The organism is Pseudoalteromonas sp. T1lg24, from assembly GCF_002964745.1.
GTDB classification, from domain to species: domain Bacteria; phylum Pseudomonadota; class Gammaproteobacteria; order Enterobacterales; family Alteromonadaceae; genus Pseudoalteromonas; species Pseudoalteromonas spongiae.
Genome location: NZ_PQCB01000016.1, coordinates 228,880 through 242,559 on the forward strand (window position 1 = coordinate 228,880; position 13,680 = coordinate 242,559).

A 13,680-nucleotide genomic window follows, 5' to 3' on the forward strand; every position below is an offset into this window, starting at 1 on the left:
GGAGACAGTGTATGAGTGAGAAGTTTAGGCTTATTCCACTGGCGGCAGCGCTATTTTCAGCAAATTTATTTGCTTCTGCCGATAATATTAGCATCGAAAACTTACCTGAGTTAAAACAGGAAATTCAGCATATTGCTGCAACCAAGCGAATAACCAATTTATTTACTCGCTCGCACTACAAACTTATTCGATTAGACGATGACTTATCGAGCCAAATCTACGACCGTTTTATTGAGTCGATTGATAGTAACAAAAGCTTGTTCATGCAATCAGATTTGGCTAAATTCGAGCATTTCAAGTATGAAATTGATAATGCATTAATTAAAGGCGATATGTCTTTTGCATTTGAAATTTTTAACTTGAATATGCGTCGTCGTTTTGAACGCTTTGAATATTCGCTTTCTTTACTTGATAAAGAAATGAAATTTGACGTTAAGACAATTACTTTTTTGATCGCGAAGATGCAAAAATTCCAACCACGATGGCGGAATTGCATGAAATCTGGCGCCAACGCGTCAAGTACGACGCGCTTCGCTTAAAGCTTACTGGCAAAGAATGGCCTGAAATCCAAGAGATTCTGAAAAAACGTTACCGTTACACGCTAAAACGTATTTCACAAACAAATAGCGAAGATGCTTACCAAATTGCAATGAATTCATTTGCAAGAAGCATCGAAGCACACACTTCTTATCTATCGCCACGCCGCGCTGAACAGTTTAAGCAAGATATGCAGCTTGAATTAGAAGGTATTGGCGCAGTGTTAGGTGTTGATGAAGATTACACTGTGATCCGCTCACTTGTCCCAGGTGGTCCAGCATCTAAAACCGAAAAACTAAAATCTGATGATCGCATTATTGCTGTTGCACAAGGTCAAGAAAGCTTTGTTGATGTAATCGGTTGGCGCTTAGATGACGTAGTTGATCTAATCAAAGGGCCGAAGGGCACCAAAGTAAGGTTACAGTATCTAAAAGGTTCTGATTCGCACGGTACGCCGCATGAAGTGGAAATTATCCGTGATAAAATTCGCCTTGAAGATAAAGCAGCTAAATCAAGTGTATTTGAACCAGTTTACTCAGAACTTGATACCAAAATCGGTGTCATTGAGATCCCAGGTTTTTATAACAACTTGTCTAAAGACGTTAAAAAAGAGCTAGCTAAATTACAAGAACAGAACGTAGACGGTATTGTGATCGACCTGCGTGGTAATGGCGGTGGTTCGTTATATGAAGCGACACAATTATCTGGTTTGTTCTTCGACAAAGGCCCAGTTGTTCAAATACACAACATTAACGGCAAAGTTGAAAAACAAAAAGATCGCGACGGCGTTACCTATTACGACGGCCCGTTAACCGTATTAGTGGACCGTTACAGTGCATCAGCTTCTGAAATTTTTGCTGCGGCAATGCAAGACTATGGTCGCGCGGTTATTATTGGTGAGCAAACCTTTGGTAAAGGTACAGTGCAACAGCACCGTAGCTTAACAAAAGCATTTGATTTATTTGAAAATCCGCTTGGCAGCGTGCAGTACACAATTGCTAAGTTCTACCGTATTAATGGTGGCAGTACGCAGCATAAAGGCGTGATCCCAGATATCACATACCCATCGCCAATTGATCCCGCTGAGTGGGGTGAAAGCCAAGAAGACAATGCATTACCTTGGGATCACATTCGTAAAGCGAATTATTCAAAACTTGACGATTTAACGCCAGCGATTACGTTTTTGACTGATAAACATAAAGAGCGTATTGCAGGCGAGCCTGAGTTTATCTATCTCAATGATGACATTGCCTTGTATCAAAAAGAGAAAGACCGTGCATCAGTGACGCTTGTTAAGGCGAAACGAGAGAAACAACGTGAAGAAGACAAGCAAAAATCACTCGCTCGAGCGAATGAAAGGTTAAAACGTCTAGGGCTTGATGCAATTGCATCACTAGACGATGCACCAGACGTACTTGATGAAATCGACCCGGGACTTGAAGAAGCGGTTCATATAACATCAGATTTTATTAAGTATGGCCGTTACGCAAAACATTAATTTATAACTAATGTAGTAAGCGCCGATTTTCACAAAGTCGGCGCTTTTTTATGTAAAACTAAAAATAATAAAACTCAACGCTTCGTGCTTATACAGAAGTCAGTTGATAAATAATGACAACAATTTGAGGTATCTTTGTGAAGCAAGTAAAACAAGCGACCTTTTTAGACGCGTTAATTCCAATTAGCGTTTTAGTGCTACTGCTTGGCACATCCGTTTATCTATATAGCGACGATTCGTCGTATGGCCCAAACCAAATAGCCTTACTATTTTCAGCCGCAATAGCAGTGATCATTGGTCTTAAAAATGGTTTTAAATGGGCCGAACTAGAAGAGGCGATGATTAAAGGTATCACCATTTCTCTTGGCGCGGTATTAATCTTACTTATGGTAGGGGCATTAATAGGTACTTGGTTATTATCGGGCACAGTACCTTCGCTAATTTATTTTGGCTTGCAGCTGATAAACCCGCATTGGTTCTATGCCGCAAGTTGCATATTGTGCGCTATTGTTGCCTTGAGTATTGGTAGCTCATGGACGACAGCCGCAACAATCGGTGTTGCCTTGCTCGGCGTATCAACGGGTCTTGGCCTTGATCAAGTTGTCACTGCGGGCGCGGTTATTTCGGGTGCTTACTTTGGTGATAAATTAAGCCCATTGTCGGAAACGACAAACTTAGCACCGGCTGTTGCTGGCAGTAATCTATTTGATCATATCCATCATATGCTTTGGACTACAGTGCCGAGCTTTGTTATCGCACTGATTATTTTCTTAGTAATGGGTTTTAATGCTGAAGGCGTACCAAATGAAGGACGCATAGAAGAGATTTCTAATATTCTACTGCAGAATTTTAATATTGGTATTGAGATGTTAGTGCCTTTAGTTGTGTTACTGACATTAGCAATTAAAAAAATGCCCGCATTCCCAGCAGTTGCCATTGGTGCGCTATTTGGCGCGGTTTGGGCGATTATCTTTCAACAAGACTTAATTGCAGGGCAGATTGAGTCGGGTGTATCTCACTTTGTTGGTACGTTTAAATTGGTATGGGCTGCGCTATTTGATGGTTTTAGCATTACAACTGGTGATGCGAAAATGGATAGCTTATTAAGTGGTGGCGGTATGTCAGGCATGCTTAATACGACTTGGTTAATTATTTGTGCGTTAATGTTTGGTGCTGTAATGGAAAAAGTGGGCCTACTAAAAGTCTTCGTTTCTAGCATTTTAAAAATCGCAAAAAGTACCGGCTCATTAATTGCGTCGACCATTGCTACCTGTATTGGCACTAACCTAATCGCGGCAGATCAATATATGGCAATCGTAATGCCTGGACGCATGTACAAAGAAGAGTATGAAAAACGCGGGCTTGCTAACGTTAACTTGTCACGAACATTAGAAGACGGCGGTACTATCACAAGTCCTCTTATCCCATGGAATACCTGTGGTGCGTATATGCAAAGCGTACTACTCATTAACCCGCTTGATTATGCGATGTATGCATTCTTTAATTTAATTAATCCATTATTGGCAATTATTTACGCCTACTTAGGCATTAAAGTTTTAAAAATTACGCCAAAGCATTTACAGACAAGCGATGAATAATTTTGTGGAGCAAACGTTATGACAACACAAGAAAAATCAACTAACCAAGCTAAGTTCAGAACTGATTATAAAGCACCGGATTACACGGTTTCGTCACTGTATTTAGAATTTGACTTAAAAGCGACGCAAACCCGTGTATTACAAAAAGCGCAGTATCACCGTGTCGGCGCGAATAATGAGTTATGGCTAGATGGCGTTAATCAAACACTATTGTGCATTAACGTAAATGGCTTACCGTTTAGCGATTATGAAATGTCTGAGCTAGGTTTGACGCTGAAAAACTTGCCAGCAGAGTTTGAACTACATATCGAAACTGAAATTGACCCACAAAACAATACGTCACTTGAAGGGTTATATTTATCCGATGGTGCTTACTGTACACAATGTGAAGCTGAAGGGTTTCGCAAGATCACTTATTTTCAAGACCGTCCCGACGTATTAACCAAATATACAGTAAAGGTCATTGCAGATAAGGCGTTTACCCATTTATTGTCTAATGGTAACAAAATTGAGTCTGGCGAGTTGGCTGATGGGCGTCACTTTAGCACTTGGCAAGACCCTTACAACAAACCGAGCTATTTGTTTGCATTAGTGGCAGGTGATTTTGATGTATTACATGATAACTTTAAAACACGCTCTGGCCGCGATGTAAAACTCGAGCTATTTGTTGATAAAGGTAATCTTGATAAAGCTGATCACGCGATGGCTTCGTTAAAGCGTGCAATGAAGTGGGATGAAGAGCGTTTTAACCTTGAATACGATCTTGATATATACATGATTGTTGCGGTTGATTTCTTCAATATGGGGGCAATGGAAAACAAAGGGTTAAATGTATTTAACTCAAAATGTGTATTGGCAAACCAAGCTACCGCGACCGATCGAGATTATCACACCATTGAAAGCATTGTGGGTCATGAATATTTTCACAATTGGACAGGTAACCGAGTAACGTGTCAGGATTGGTTCCAATTATCGTTAAAAGAAGGTTTAACGGTATTTCGCGACCAAGAATTTAGCTCAGACATTGGCTCACGTGCATTAAATAGAATTGATGCAGTAAAAGTGATGCGTGGACCGCAGTTTAGTGAAGATGCAGGCCCGATGGCACACCCAATCCGCCCTGAAAAAGTTATAGAAATGAATAACTTTTATACTGTTACTGTATATGACAAGGGTTCAGAAGTGATCCGTATGATGCATACAATTTTGGGGGAAGAAAACTTCCAAAAAGGCATGCAATTGTATATTGAACGCCATGATGGCACAGCGGCGACATGCGATGACTTTGTTAAAAGTATGCAAGACGCATCGAACATTGATCTTTCGCTTTTCTCGAAATGGTATAGTCAGTCAGGTACACCAGAACTTGCGGTAGAGCGAGAATTTAATGAAGCCGACAATACACTAACCCTGACTGTGTCGCAGTTTACACCAGCCACGCAAGATCAAAGCGATAAATCGCCATTGCATATTCCAATCGCACTAGAACTTATTTCACCTGAAGGCAAATCACAACCTTTAGTTATTGACGGCACTAAGGTTGAACGCGTTATTAACCTAACAGATGCACGTCAGCAATTTATATTTGAAAATATTGCAAAAGACACTGCGGTCGTCTTTTTAGAAGATTTCTCAGCGCCATGTAAAGTGAAGTTTGAACAATCTCTTGCTGAACTAATCACGATTGTTAAATATGCGCGCAGCGATTTTTCGAAGTGGGATGCGATGCAGCGTATAATGGTTGACGCGCTAAAAGCAGGCATCGATAACGGCAAGCAACTTGATAAAGAAATAGTGGCGTTGTTTCGCTATTTACTTACCTCAAACGTTAAGGACCTCGCGTTATTAAGCGAGCTTTTAACACTGCCGAGTTTCGATACGGTTGCAAGTGATTATCACCCAATTCCTGTTGATGCCATTACTGAACAATTGCATGCAGTAAAATCATTTTTAGCGACTACATTGTTAAGTGATATTGCGGCGCGTTATCAAGCACTAAACGAAAACGGTGATTTAGATGCAACTAGTATTGCAACGCGTGCATTAAAAGGTCGCTTACTAGATTATCTTGCAGCGGCAGATTGGCAAGATGTAGAGAGTGAGCTTGAGACGCAGTTTATCAGCGATAACATGACAAATAGCTTAAACGCACTGTCAGCATCATGTGAAAATAAACTAACCAGCCACGAAAGCTTACTCGAACGCTTCAAAGATAAATGGCGTCACGATGTACTGGTATTGGATAAATGGCTTGCGCTGAAAGGTCGATTGAAAGGTGACAATACAACAAATGTGATCCGCGCCATGTTTGAAAGTGGTGAAGTTGATATTACTAACCCAAATCGCGTGCGTGCTTTGCTAATGAGTTATTGTATGTTTAACCCGCAATCATTCCATGCGCGAAATGGTGAAGGGTATCGTTTGCTGACGGATTTATTGATTAAACTCGATAAAATTAATCCACAAAACGCAGCACGTTTAATTACGCCGCTGTTAAGCTTTAAGCGTCATACCGATGAACGTCAATTGCACGTTAAAGCGCAATTAAAACGCCTTGCTGATTTACCAGACCTAAGCCCTGATTTGTTTGAAAAAGTGAGTAACGCGTTAAATGGAGCGTAAAACCTACTACTTTTCAATTAATTTAAACTATCAAGAGTGTATGGCCTACTATAAAGGCCACTACACCAGCATTCAGGTACTAAGTGATTGTGGTAAAACAATTCGCTTCGCCGCAGAAAAATTACGACCTTTTATGTCATCAATTGGCATAAAAGGGCGTTTTCGCATCCATTTAACCACCGAAAATAAATTTATTTCAATAGAAAAAATAAATTAAAATCATATGTTTGCGTGTTGTTTTTGGGGTGTTGTTAGAACTTTTTCAAGTTCTTTTCATTAAGCACTTTTCATTTCGATTGTTTAACTGGTAAGATGTCTTACCTATGTGATTAGAAAGTAGAATATCAAATAACAAGAGCGAATATGTAATCGAATTAATAGATTACGCTATATCTCATGTTTTACTTGTAATTTTATGAATTGCTTTCTATCGTTACAAGCATACTAAAAACAATAACTTGATAACAAAACAGCCCGCCATAGGGGGAATATATATGATAAAAAGTCCTCTTTTTGTCAAAAATAAACTGGCTTTAGGTGTTACAGCCGCGTGTATGGCACTTGCAAGCCAAAGTGCTTTAGCTGCATCATTTGAAGTTGGTGGTTTTGAAGTACAATTTGACTCTACTTTTTCTTACGGTACGAGCTACCGTGTAGAAGACCGTGATTTCGATTCTCAAATCGGTAAATCTAATCACCCTCAATTTGATTGGACTGGTTATCACCCAGCACTTAACCCAATCTACACATCAGACCAAATCTGGGCAGAACAAGGCATTTACTCAAATAATGGTGATGCCGGTAACCTTAACTTTGATAGCGGTGAAGCATTTTCACAGTTATTAAAAGGCACCCATGAATTAGAAATACGCAAAGACAACTTCGGTTTCTTTACGCGTTTTATGTATTTCTATGATTTTGCTCTTAATGATAAAGATTTAGCATACAAAAACCCGACATCAGGTCAGGGTGTTGACCCATGTGCTAGTAAAGAGTCAGAAGAGCTTGTGTGTAAAGATCTTCGTTTACTTGACGCGTTTGTGTATGCAGATTTTGATCTGAATGATGGCTACAACCCATTATCAGTTCGTTTAGGTCAGCAAGTAATTAACTGGGGTGAAAGTGCTTTAATTTCACATGGTATTAATATTAACCCAGTTGATATTGACCGTTTAAAAGCACCAGGTGCGGAAGTTAAAGAAGCCTTTATTCCTGTAGGTATGTTGTGGGCATCATTAGGTATTACAGAAAATGTTTCTGCGGAAATGTTTTATCAATACCAATGGCACGAAACACGTCTTCCAGTTGCCGGTACGTATTTATCTACAAATGATTTTGCGGCAGTAAACGGTAACGCGAACAATGTTCAACTAGGTTTTACATCGAACCCAGACATTGATTTAGCATACTTAACAAACTCGCTAAACAGCATGTATGGTCAGTGGGGCCAGGTTGTTGCTGCACAAGGTATGGATCCATCAAGCGCTGAAGCGCAATCGCTACTTGCTAGCATGTATTTAGCTCACCCAACTAAAGTTGCGATTAAAGCTAATGGTGAAAAGGCGATGAAAGAGCCTAAAGATTCAGGCCAATATGGTTTGAAACTTGGTTGGTTCGTGCCTGAGCTAAACGAGACGGAATTTGGTTTATACTATGTAAACTATCACAGCCGTCGTCCGCTTATCTCTGGTAAAGCATCAAACTTTACTGCTGCCGCAATTGGTCACGATTTAGGATATATCGCCGACAATACAATTAACGCTGATAATATCACTGATCTAAAAGCATTCACCGAAGCACAACTTGAATATCCAGAAGATATCAAGATGTATGCATTAAGCTGGAACACCGCCATTGGCGAAACAGCGTTTGCGGGTGAAGTGACGTATCGTCAAGACGAACCGTTACAAATTGATGACGTAGAATTGTTATATGCCGGTATGGCTGAGCAGTTGGCAAACCCAGGTGTACCAGATGCGGTACGTCAGGACATGTTTGCAGGCATCTCACAAGTAGAAACGGTATCGCCTGGTCAAGTTGCACAAGGTTATATCTTACGCGATACAGCACAACTCCAATTTAGCTTAACTCACTTATTTGGCCCATCTTTAGGTGCCGATAGTTGGGCGGTATTAGGTGAAGTAGGTGGTGTACATGTTCTTGATATGCCAGCGTATGATGAACTTCGTTTGAATGCGCCAGGTACAGGCCGTAGTGGTATTATGCAAGGCCCAGCTGATGATTACACAGCACTTCACTTGCTATTATCTAACGGTCCTGAAACGGAGCAGTTTGCCTCAGCAACATCATGGGGTTATCGCCTAGTTGCTAAAGGTGAATACAACAACTTATTCGCAGGTGTGAACTTCTCACCTCGTGTTGTGTTCTCACATGATGTAAATGGTACAACGCCTGATCCAATGTTCTTATTTGTTGAAGATCGTATGTCTGCGTCTGTAAACCTTAACTTTAACTATCAAAACCAGTGGTCATTTGACTTTGGTTACAATAGTTTCTGGGGTGGCGGCACAGCCAATGGCTTAGCAGACCGCGATTATGTTTCATTTAATATTAAGTATTCTATTTAAGGGTAACAATATGATTAAAAAACCTACCCTAGTGGCTCTAGCATTGTGTAGCGTATTTAGCGCTTCACAAGCTTTAGCTAAAATTTCACCAGAACAAGTTGCTCGTTTAGGTCAAGATTTAACACCACTTGGTGCTGAAAAAGCGGGTAATGCGGATGGCTCAATTCCATCATGGGAAGGTGGTATTACAAAAGCACCTGACAACTATAAAGTAGGTGATCACCACCCAGATCCATTTGCTGACGATAAAGTATTATTCACTATCGATAAGTCGAATGTTGAACAGTACAAAGAGATGCTTTCTCCTGGTCAGGTAGCGATGTTTGAAGCTTATCCAGATAGCTTCAAAATGAATATTTACCAAACGCGTCGTAGTGCGTCATACCCACAGTTCATCTATGATGCAACGAAAAAGTATGCAACAACAGCAGAGCTTGTTGAAGAAGGTAATGGTATTAAGAATACTGCAATCGGTATTCCTTTCCCGATTCCTGAAACAGGTCTAGAAGCAATTTGGAACCATATTTTACGTTACCGTGGTCTTTCAATTAAGCGTTACGGTGGTCAAGCGGCTCCAACGGCAAGCGGTTCATACAATATTGTTGGCTTTGATGAAAAACTACTGGTTAAGTATTCAGAGCAAGATGCAACGCCTGAGTCTCTGCAAAAGTCGAATATCTTGTTTAAGTTTAAGCAAGAAGTAACTGAACCAGCGCGTTTAGCGGGTACGGCATTACTTGTTCACGAAACAATGGACCAAGTATTAACACCACGTCAGGCTTGGACTTATAACACAGGTCAACGCCGCGTTCGTCGTGCACCAAACGTTGCATATGATGCACCGGGAACGGCGTCGGATAGCTTACGTACAACTGATGATTTCGATATGTTTAACGGTTCACCAAACCGTTACGACTGGAAGTTATTAGGCAAAAAAGAAATGTACATTCCATATAACAGTTACAAGCTACATAGCAATGAGCTGAAATATGATGACATTTTGAAGCCTGGTCACATCAACCCAGAACACGTACGTTATGAAAAACACCGTGTTTGGGTGGTCGAAGCGAATCTTAAAGACGGTACGCGTCATATTTATAAGAAGCGTGTATTCTTTATTGACGAAGATAGCTGGCAAATTCATGTTGCAGATCTTTATGATAACCGCGACCAGTTATACCGTGTAGCAATGGCGCATGGTGTGAACTACTACGAAGTACCAACTCATTGGAGTACTTTGGATGTTTATCACGATCTTAACTCACGTCGTTACTTAGCAATTGGCTTAGATAACGAAGAGAAGATGTATGACTTCCAAGAAATGTTCAAAGACACCGAGTTTACTTCAAACGCATTACGTCGCTCTGGTCGACGCTAAATAATAATACGGCCCGCGAGGGCCGTTTTTCTCACAACGCTACCTATATGAAAAAATATCTATTTTTAATCGGCTCTCTATTGACGACTAGCGCAATTGCGCAAGTAACACCACAGGCGGCAATTCCAGCTAAACTTGCGGCTAAAAATCTATTAACCGATATTACCCGTGTCGGCAGCCAAACTTTGGCAGTTGGTAAGTGGGGAAACATTGTTTATAGCAATGACAACCAAGAATGGCTACAAGCAAACTCTCCAGTACAAAGCTTGCTAACGGGTGTTTATTTTATAAATGCAAATGTTGGTTGGGCGGTAGGCCACGACGCAACGATTTTGCATACTAAAGACGGCGGAAAAAATTGGACAATTCAGCAGTTTTTACCTGAATTAGATAAGCCGTTACTTGATATTCTGTTTTTTGATGCCAACCACGGATTAGCAATTGGCGCGTATGGCTTAAGTTATCGCACAACTGATGGTGGTAAAACATGGCAAAAAGAATTTTATGATTCGCTGTTGTATGAAGAAGACCGTGCATATCTGAATGACCTAAAAGAATCCGATCCAGAAGGGTACAAAATAGAAACCCAAGCGATTCTACCGCATTTTAATAAAATATTTTTAGATGGCGAAACACTGTGGCTAGTGGGTGAGCTCGGTTTAATGGCAACCAGTAGCGATATGGGTAAAACATGGCAACGCTTAGATGAAATCTATGCCGGTTCATTTTTCTCATTCAATAAATTAGATAATCAATACTTAGTCGGTGGCTTGCGCGGTACTGCGTTTTCTAGCACTGATGGTGTTGAGTGGACACAATTAGAAACTGACACCACAGCATCAATAAATAATATTGAAATTGTCGGTAATAAAGCGGTGCTTTTAGCAAATAGTGGTGTGTGGTTTACCTACAGTGATAACCAGTTAGTTAAATTTGTTACAAAAGACGGCAAATCACTTTTGGCGGGTGCGAAGAATAATAATGAATTAATCGTCGCATCAGAAGCGGGAATACATAAACTTAGCGTGCAGTAATTATGAATTCATTATTAACAAAAATAGAAACAAGTCTTTTTAGACACCGCTTAGCAGTATTGTTTATCTTTATTGCGGCCACTGTATTTTTAGGTTTCCAAGCTACTCAAATTAAACTCGATGCGTCGTTTAATAAGAATATTCCGTTAAACCACGAGTACATGAAAACCTACCTTAAGCACGAAAAGCAATTTGGCGGTGCTAATGGTATTTTAATTTCAGTGTGTGATACACGTGGTGACATTTTTAATGAAGAGTTCTTTACCCAGCTTAAAAATGTGCACGATCAGTTATTCTTTATTCCGGGTGTTAATCGACCGCTTGTAAGTTCGATATTTGCACCGAGCGCGCGCTTTGTTGAAGTAGTTGAAGACGGCTTCGCCGGTGGACCAATTATTCCAGCAGATTTCAAAGCTGATGCGCGCGGTCTAGCAACTGTTAAATCAAACATTGAAAAAGCAAAAGTTGTTGGCCGTATGGTAGCGAACGATTATTCGTGCGCTATGGTAACAGCTCAGTTAATGGAAACGGATCCAAAGACGCAAGAAAAACTGGATACCTTAGTATTTGCTGAAAAGCTTGAATCGGAAATTCGTAACAAATTTACCACTGATAACGTATCTATTCACATTATCGGTTTCGCTAAAATGGCAGGTGATGTTGCCGATGGCGCTAAAGACGTTGTGTTGTTTTTCTTAATTGCGATTTTGATTACTACGGTGATGGTATGGCTTTTCTGTAAGAGTATGAAGCTAACCGTGTTACCAATTGTGTGCTCACTTATCGCCGTAATTTGGCAACTTGGCTTATTAAATTTAGTTGGCTTTGGTCTTGATCCAATGTCAATTTTAGTACCATTTTTGGTATTTGCTATCGGTGTAAGCCATGGTGTGCAGATGATCAACAGTATTGGTCAGAAAGTGGCTAAGGGCTTGTCTAATAAGGTTGCCGCGCAATCTAGTTTTGCTGCATTGCTTGTTCCTGGTGGTATCGCATTATTGTCTGACACTGTTGGTTTTATCACATTATTATCAATCGACATTGGTATTATTCGTGAGCTTGCGATTACAGCGAGCCTTGGTGTAGCAGTAATTATCTTTACCAACCTTGTATTACTACCCGTGATTGCCTCTTACCTTGATTACACCAAAATGAAGCGTGTTGATGATGGTAATGGCGAGACGCACGACGCATTTGCGGGTATTCGTGAAATGCTTGTTAAAGCCACTGAGCCAAAAGCGAGCAAGGCGATTTTATTTATTGCTGCTGCTCTTTTTGTATTTGGTTTTATCAAATCAAACGAAATGCAAATTGGTGACTTACATGCAGGTGCGCCGTCGCTTCATGAAGATGCCCGTTATAACCAAGATACATTCCTTATCACCGATAAATATTCGATCTCGGTAGATATTTTAAAAGTGATTGTTGAGGCAGAGCCTGAAGCGTGTACTTTCCACGACACCATGGAGCGAATCGATCGTTTCCAATGGAAATTACAAAACGTTGACGGTGTGCAATCGGCTGTATCTCTTAGCAGTATCGCACAGCAGGTTAACGCTGGTTACAACGAAGGTAATTTAAAGTGGCAGACTCTGCCGCGCAACACGGCGTCACTTGTTCAAGCGTCTAGCCGCGTTGAAACAAGCTCAGGTTTATTGAACAGCGATTGCTCTGTGATGCCAATTGTTGCCTTTATTGAAGACCATAAAGCGAAAACGATTAATCACGTTGTCGATGCGGTTAAGCAATTTGCACAAGAAGAGGGCACAGACACACTTAAATTTAAGTTAGCGTCGGGTCCTGTTGGCGTTATGGCTGCGACAAACGAGTCAGTAAGTGAAGCGCAATTGCCGATGATGATTTACGTTTACGGTGCGGTAATTTTACTTTGCTTAATCAGTTTCCGTTCGTTACGTGCCACCATTGCTGTAGTGTTACCGCTTTATGTGGTGTCAACACTTGCACAAGCACTGATGGTGTCGCTAGAAATTGGTTTAACAGTAAGTACATTACCGGTAATTGCACTGGGTGTTGGTATTGGTGTTGACTATGGTATTTACATTCTGTCGTCAATGAGTGGGTTATTGCGTCAAGGCGTACCATTAACAGAAGCATATCGCCGTGCGTTGATTGAGCGTGGCAGTGCGGTACTGTTTACCGGTATTACCTTAGCTGTTGGTGTAAGCACTTGGGTATTTTCTGCACTTAAGTTCCAAATGGACATGGGAATTCTGCTAACCTTTATGTTTTTGGTCAACATGTTAGGTGCTGTACTCCTCCTACCAGCGCTAGGTACACTACTGTGGCGCAAAAAAACTTCTGAATAAATGTGTACTGAAATGGCCAGAAATGGCCATTTCTATCTATATTTTGTGAATAGTAAGCCAACTGGTTGAAATATGTACTGGTTTGCTACAAAAAATGC

At 40.7% G+C, this 13,680-nt stretch carries 7 protein-coding genes and 1 pseudogene; all 8 read left to right on the top strand.

Annotated elements, in window-relative coordinates:
- Positions 1-11 precede the first annotated feature (11 nt).
- Positions 12-2,035, top strand: a pseudogene (prc, locus tag C2M30_RS08450) (carboxy terminal-processing peptidase).
- 137 nt (positions 2,036-2,172) lie between these two features.
- Entirely contained in the window at positions 2,173-3,633 is a 1,461-nt protein-coding gene (nhaC, locus tag C2M30_RS08455; protein ID WP_105171324.1) for a Na+/H+ antiporter NhaC, read from the top strand.
- An 18-nt stretch (positions 3,634-3,651) separates the two neighbouring features.
- Entirely contained in the window at positions 3,652-6,255 is a 2,604-nt protein-coding gene (pepN, locus tag C2M30_RS08460) for an aminopeptidase N (protein ID WP_105171325.1), read from the top strand.
- Positions 6,245-6,472: a DUF2835 domain-containing protein gene (locus tag C2M30_RS08465; RefSeq protein WP_100913439.1), complete on the top strand. Its 228-nt coding sequence runs from the start codon at positions 6,245-6,247 to the stop codon at positions 6,470-6,472. The genes pepN and C2M30_RS08465 overlap by 11 nt, the downstream gene beginning before the upstream one ends.
- Positions 6,473-6,749: 277 nt before the next feature.
- Positions 6,750-8,843 carry a DUF1302 domain-containing protein gene (locus C2M30_RS08470; protein WP_105171326.1) on the top strand — a complete coding sequence of 698 codons (2,094 nt, stop codon included), beginning with the start codon at positions 6,750-6,752 and terminating at the stop codon, positions 8,841-8,843.
- A 10-nt stretch (positions 8,844-8,853) separates the two neighbouring features.
- Positions 8,854-10,221 (top strand): DUF1329 domain-containing protein, encoded by a 1,368-nt coding sequence (locus C2M30_RS08475; RefSeq protein WP_100914523.1) that lies wholly within the window; start codon positions 8,854-8,856, stop codon positions 10,219-10,221.
- 47 nt (positions 10,222-10,268) lie between these two features.
- On the top strand, positions 10,269-11,255 hold the full coding sequence (locus C2M30_RS08480; RefSeq protein ID WP_010560018.1) for a WD40/YVTN/BNR-like repeat-containing protein: 987 nt from the start codon (positions 10,269-10,271) through the stop codon (positions 11,253-11,255).
- A gap of 2 nt (positions 11,256-11,257) precedes the next feature.
- Positions 11,258-13,582, top strand: coding sequence for an efflux RND transporter permease subunit (locus C2M30_RS08485; RefSeq protein ID WP_105171327.1), 2,325 nt, complete (start codon positions 11,258-11,260; stop codon positions 13,580-13,582).
- Positions 13,583-13,680 lie beyond the last annotated feature (98 nt).

Coding starts and splice junctions, on each gene's coding strand:
- pepN (WP_105171325.1), top strand. CDS start 3,652: ATGACAACACAAGAAAAATCAACTAACCAAGCTAAGTTCAGAACTGAT.
- C2M30_RS08465 (WP_100913439.1), top strand. CDS start 6,245: ATGGAGCGTAAAACCTACTACTTTTCAATTAATTTAAACTATCAAGAG.
- C2M30_RS08470 (WP_105171326.1), top strand. CDS start 6,750: ATGATAAAAAGTCCTCTTTTTGTCAAAAATAAACTGGCTTTAGGTGTT.
- C2M30_RS08475 (WP_100914523.1), top strand. CDS start 8,854: ATGATTAAAAAACCTACCCTAGTGGCTCTAGCATTGTGTAGCGTATTT.
- C2M30_RS08480 (WP_010560018.1), top strand. CDS start 10,269: ATGAAAAAATATCTATTTTTAATCGGCTCTCTATTGACGACTAGCGCA.
- C2M30_RS08485 (WP_105171327.1), top strand. CDS start 11,258: ATGAATTCATTATTAACAAAAATAGAAACAAGTCTTTTTAGACACCGC.